We start from the raw sequence: 3,648 nt of genomic DNA, 5'->3' as shown, positions 1-3,648 counted from the left end.
CGGGCCACATGGCTGAGCACGGCGGGCCGGTCGACGATCAGCCACAGCGGCCGGACGGCGGTCTCCGGACTCGTCTGGCCGTCCTGCCGGGCGCGCCCGGCGGCGAGCAGCCTGCGCTGGGTCTCGTGAGCGGCCCACTCCAGTGACGCCAGCGCACCGACCAGTGTGGTCTCGACGCCCAGCACGCCGGGGCGGCCCACCAGGCAGGCGTACTCACCGGTGCCGGTGCCGTCCAGCACCAGGACGTCGCCGTGCTGCAGCGCCTGCAGGGCGAGCGAGCGCAGCAGCGTGGTGGTGCCGGAACCGGGCTGGCCGAGGGCGAGCAGGTGCGACTCGGTGGAGCGCGGGCCGGTGCGCCATACCACCGGCGGCAGGTCGCGGGTGTTCGCACCGTCCCCGACGGGCAGGGTTCGCTGGACCGAGTCCGGGTCGGTGAAACCGAGCACGGCCTCACCCGGGGTGACCACGTACCGCTGCGCGCACAGGTCGGTGGGCAGCGGGTCCAGCACCGTCATCCGGAGCAGGTTGGCCTCCTCCTCCCAGTCGAAGCGGTACTCGCGGCCCCGCCCGGCCTTCGCGCACAGCACCTGCTGGACCCGCGTACGGGAGGCCGGCTCACCGTCGGGGAAGTAGGGCGGGTAGCGCATCAGCAGTCCGGCGAGCCGTCCGTCGGCGGCGAACCCGTGCTCGGTGAACGCGCGCTCCCAGGTGCCGTCGTGGGCGAACAGCGGCTCGGGGTGCCCGTCCTCGACGACGTGGAAATAGGGCACCAGGGCCTCGTAGAGGGCCTGCAGCCGGGCGGTCTGCTCCTCGTCGGGCCCGGCCGGCTCCTCCGGTCCCGGCGGTGGCCGGTCCCGGCCCTGCCAGGCGGCGGCGCCCAGGAGCACGACCACCGCCGCGGCCGGTCCGTAGGGTGCCAGGTAGAGCGCCAGCAGGCACGCCCCGGCGAGGAACAGGGCCGGGCCGCGGCGTTCCTGGGGGGTGTCCGTCCACCAGCGGCGGCCGGCGGCCGTCAGCCGGCTCAGGCCGCGCGCCACCACGATCAGCGGGTGGGAGGCGTCCGCGGCGTGGTCGGCGGCGGTACGGAAGAGGCCGCGGGCGCGGGTGAACGATCCCCCGGCGGGCAGTACACGCAGCAGTGACCGCATCATCGAGTCCCGCTCCCTCCTGCTTGCCGGATCAGAGCGTCAGTCCGCCGAGCAGGTTGGCGATGCTGTCCCCGCCCGCCTTGATGCCCGGCGCGATGGCGGAACCGGCCAGGTAGAAGCCGAACAGCGCGCAGACCACCGCGTGCGACAGCTTCAGACCGTCCTTTCGGAAGAAGAGGAAGGCGACCACTCCGAGCAGGAGGACGCCGGAGACCGACAGGATCATGAGGGCTCCTGCGAGGCGATGAAGGTGACTTTCTGTCCCTTCACCCTCACAGAAATCACATAATCATGCGAAGCGGCAGTCGGGTGGTGTGCCGGTTTCCACCCGTTCGGACGCACCCGCCCGTCTCTGCGCAGCCTGACGTCTCGCGGCGGGCCGTGCCCGGCCGGGTGCCCTGGTCGCGCCCCCGGTCGCCGCGGGTCAGGGACGCACGGTGTAGGAGTTGAGCCGGTCGACGGCTGCGGCGGCGTCCCCCAGTTCGTAGCGGTCGACGGCCACGAAGTTCGGCTTCTTGCGGGCGGCCGGGGCGCAGAAGTTCTCCGCCCGGTTGAGCAGCTTGCCGTTGTCCGACGCGATGGTCGGCGCGATCGGCACGTCCCGGAAGTGGTTCATCACGAACAGCGGTCGGAAGCCCGGCTCCTCCCGGGTGAGCGGCACGTTGACGCCCGCGCCGTACCAGCGGCTGTAGCAGGACCAGTCGGAGCCGCCGATGCCGGGCCCCATCGACCAGTGGTTCTCCACCGTCCACTCGCGCTGGTACATCACGCCGAAGGAGTCCCGGGTGAGGCCGCCGCCGTCCTGGGCCCGGGTGCGGTCGGTGAACAGCAGCAGCTGCCTGCCCGGCCCGCCCAGCTCGGCCATCCGCGGCCAACCGTGGGTGCGCACCCCCTCCCGGTCCGGGCGGTAGAGCACGTCGGCGAGGCCGTTCACCCGGGAGAGTTCGCTGCGCAGCAGCGCGGCGGGCACGTAGTCCTCCAGGAACACCGTGGCGAACTCGCCCGGGTGGGCGCGCAGGTGGTCCACGATGCGTTGCAGACCCACCCACAGGGCCACCGGCCTGCGTACCAGGGTGCAGCTGCCGTGGCACATGATGGCGCCGTCCGGTGTCTGGTGCACGTCCAGCATGAACCCGCGCACGCCGTCGTCCAACTGCTGCCGGAGGCCGCGGGACTGGTTGGGGAAGGCGTTCGAGAACGGTGGCGCGAAACCGCCGTCGACGCCGTTGGCGTAGGCGTTGTGCGCGGTGAGGAAGGTGACCTCGTCCAGGGTCCGCTCACCGGGCGGCGGCATCGGGAGTGAGGGCAGCGGGTTCGCTGTGAGGTACCAGCGGGCCTCCGCCCCGGATGCCGTGGCGAGCCGCGGCCGGTCGGGGTGCACCTGGCCGTTCAGCGCGTCGGCCAGCACCAGCCGGCGGGCGTCGCCGGGCACGCCCAGGGTGAACGTCCCGCCTGCCGCGGCCTGGAGGTCCCACGCCGCGTCCGCCGTGCCGCAGGACACGGTGGCGGCGGCCTCCCCGGCCCTGCCCAGGCAGCGCCCGGTGTCGTCCACGCTCCGCAGCTGGTGCCGGCCGCCGCTCAGTGCCACGGCCGTCCAGCGCTGCTTGCCCTCGTCGCCCCGGGGTCGGCGCAGCAGCACTTCACCACCGGCGTCGGCGGCGTTGAGGCCGTTGACCGCGCTCTGCACGTGGACGGCACCCTCGGGTGGTGCCACCGCGCCGCCGTCCGTGGACCCGACGGCCACCGCCTCGCGGGTCGTGGGCTCCCTGCTCGCGGCCTCGCTGCCGGTGGCAGAGGGGAGTGGTGCCAGCAGGGTGAGGGCCAGTACCGCCGCCGCGCACGTGGTGCGTCGTGCTCCGGGCACGGTCCACCATCCGTTCGTCTGTCAGGTTCAGGTCATCAACGGCCCATGATGGCCCGGGCTGTGCCATGTCGGACAGTGCGGCTTTCGGCCAGTGCCGCCTCGGCCGGCCGCGTCGCCGCACTGGATCCGCGTCGCCGCCTCCGCGCCCGCGCGGCGGGCATCGTGCCCGGCGGCGCCCGTGCGGGCCACGGATCTGTCAGATCCGGCCAAAGACCGGCCGGTGCTGAGCGGACCGCCCTCCCGCCGACGTTCTCCCCAGCACACGCGAGTGAAGACGCGCTTCGTGGACCAGTCGTCGAGGAACGGAAGTGGCACGTGTCCCGGAAGAGAACGGTCAGTCGCCGGAAGAAGGTCGTCATGCTGGCGGTCGCCGCCGCCCTGGTCGGGGGCGGCGCGGCGGTGATGGCCGGAACGAGCCAGGCGTCCGTCGTCTGTGACGGGCTGACGGGTGCGCTGGCGAACAACGAGAGATTCATCGCCGAGCAACGGGCCGCCCCCGATGCCCAGTCGGAGGCCAGGATCGCCAACCGGCAGGCCGTCGTCGAGGAGATCAAACGCAAGCAGGCCGCGTCCGGCTGCGAGGTCGGCGGTGCCGCCCCGCCACCGGCCCAGGCGGCTCCCGCTGAGCCGCCGGCC

The 3,648-nt window shown here is 73.4% G+C and carries 3 protein-coding genes and 1 pseudogene; 1 reads left to right on the top strand and 3 read right to left on the bottom strand.

Translation table 11 applies throughout. The annotated features are described in order from the left end of the window. The 3 genes from ACYVE9_RS19115 to ACYVE9_RS19105 all read right to left on the bottom strand — a co-directional run. Positions 1-1,151, bottom strand: a 1,151-nt coding sequence (locus tag ACYVE9_RS19115; protein ID WP_461029102.1) for a hypothetical protein, incomplete at its 3' end; no start/stop codon positions are given. Between the two features lie 28 nt (positions 1,152-1,179). Beyond that, a complete protein-coding gene (locus tag ACYVE9_RS19110; protein WP_461029101.1) occupies positions 1,180-1,374 on the bottom strand; it encodes a hypothetical protein in 195 nt (64 codons plus the stop codon). Between the two features lie 198 nt (positions 1,375-1,572). Then, a complete protein-coding gene (locus ACYVE9_RS19105; protein WP_461029100.1) occupies positions 1,573-3,012 on the bottom strand; it encodes a phospholipase in 1,440 nt (479 codons plus the stop codon). Between the two features lie 315 nt (positions 3,013-3,327). On the opposite strand from ACYVE9_RS19105, the pseudogene ACYVE9_RS19100 reads away from it, so the two are divergent. Next, positions 3,328-3,648 (top strand): annotated as a pseudogene (locus ACYVE9_RS19100) (hypothetical protein); the annotation flags it as partial.

The sequence above is a fragment of the Streptomyces sparsus genome, assembly GCF_054776295.1.
The sequence above is the reverse complement of the archived record's forward strand: the minus strand, read 5'-3'. Positions and strand labels throughout refer to the sequence as shown.